This is a genomic window from Halomonas sp. 707B3, assembly GCF_024158645.1.
Classification (GTDB): Bacteria; Pseudomonadota; Gammaproteobacteria; order Pseudomonadales; family Halomonadaceae; genus Vreelandella; species Vreelandella lionensis.
Genome location: NZ_JAMZBE010000277.1, coordinates 1 through 1,811 on the forward strand (window position 1 = coordinate 1; position 1,811 = coordinate 1,811).

Sequence of the window (1,811 nt, forward strand, 5' to 3'; positions counted from 1 at the left end):
CTATTAGCCTGACGCGTTGCCTAGCCTCCTCTTGTTAGGCGGCGCGGGAGTTCCCCCATGGAAACCGCAAAAGAGTCTGTTGTTGAAAAATACCAGGAGGATGCAGGCAAGCGACAGCTTTCCGGCTTCTGGTTTATGGTGGCCCGCACGGCGGCGGTGGCAATGGCCATTTTCCACCTCTATACCGCCGTCACTGGGCCAGTAAATACACAAAATGCGGTGCATCTGCTGTTCGCGCTGCCACTAATTTTTTTGGCGTACCACTGCCGCGTGAGGGATGCCCAACGCATTCCGTGGTTCGATATCATTCCGATTCTATTAAGCGTGGTGATCAGCGCCTATTACGTTTATCACTTTGACCGCATTATTTATCAGTTGGGCTATTTGATGCCCACGACGCTAGACCTAGTGTTTGGTGTCAGCGCGATTTTACTGCTGCTGGAAGCCTGCCGCCGAGCGATTGGCCTAGCGTTCCCTATTCTGGTGTTGATTGCGCTAGCCTACGCGGCCTTTGGGCAACATCTGCCTGGCGTTTGGGGCCACGGCGGTTTCCGTTGGGATGACCTGGTCGCCACCTTCTATTTAGGGCCGACCGGTATTTTCGGCAGCTTAATGCGCACCTCGTCCACCGTGATTGTGGTGTTTATTATGTTTGGCGCGCTGCTGGTGACCACCGGCGGTGGCGACACCTTTATGCGCCTCTCGACAGCCGCCACGGGCGGCATGGCGGGCGGCCCTGCAAAAGCCGCCACGCTGTGTAGCGCCATGTTTGGCAGCATTAGCGGCAGTACCGCCGCCAACGTTGCTACCACGGGCGTCTTTACCATTCCGTTGATGAAGAAAAACGGCTACAGCGCACGCTTTGCCGCGGCCACCGAGGCCTCTGCCTCAACCGGAGGGCAAATTCTGCCGCCCATTATGGGCGCCGCGGCGTTTGTCATGGCCGATGTTATCTCCACAAGTTACCTGGATATCATCAGCGCCGCGCTGATTCCTGCGCTGCTGTTCTACCTTGCCATTTGGATGAGCGTTCACTTTGAAGCCAAACGCCTGGGGTTGAACCCGATACCCAAAGACCAGCGCCCGACGCTGCGCGAGGGGCTCTTCAATGTCGAAACCCTGCTGCTGCCGCTGGTGGTGCTGATTACCATGCTGGTGCTGCGTTACACGCCGACCACTGCGGCGGTGGCCGCGTACTTTACCGCGATGGTGCTGTACTTGGTGTCGCCGCGCAGCCAAGGCACGCTCTGGGAGCGGGTGAAATCACTACCGGCAGCGCTGGAAGCAGGGGCAATGACCGCTGCGATGATTGCGGTGATTATCGGCAGCGTGGCGATAATCGCGGCGGTAATCAGTATCACGGGGCTGGGCCTAAAAGTGTCATCGCTGATTCTGATGGTGAGCGGTGGTGATGTAATGGTCACACTGCTGTTAGCGATGGTGGTGGCGATTATTCTGGGCATGGGCTTACCTACCGTGGCGGCGTACATGCTGGCGGCATCAGTGGTGGCGGCGGCGTTTGTTGAGGCAGGCTTGCCCAGCCTTTCTGCTCACCTGTTTATTCTCTACTTTGCGATCCTTTCAGGGGTAACGCCTCCCGTGGCGCTGGCGGCCTATATTGGCGGCGCGATTGCGGGCTCCCACTGGTTCCGCACCGCACTGACGGCGACGAAAATTTCCTTGGGCGGCTTCCTGATTCCGTTTATGTTTGTCTATCATCCGCCGCTGCTCGGGCAGGGCACCAAGTTAGAAATCGCCATGGCGGTGGCCTCGGGCGTGCTGGGTATTATTGCCTTGGCGGCCTCTACGAT

Annotated in this window: 1 protein-coding gene; it reads left to right on the forward strand. The window is 58.1% G+C overall.

The window, feature by feature from the left end; all coding sequences use genetic code 11:
- Positions 1-57: 57 nt before the first annotated feature.
- On the forward strand, positions 58-1,811 hold a 1,754-nt coding region (locus BIS10_RS18595; protein ID WP_253507725.1), incomplete at its 3' end, for a TRAP transporter fused permease subunit.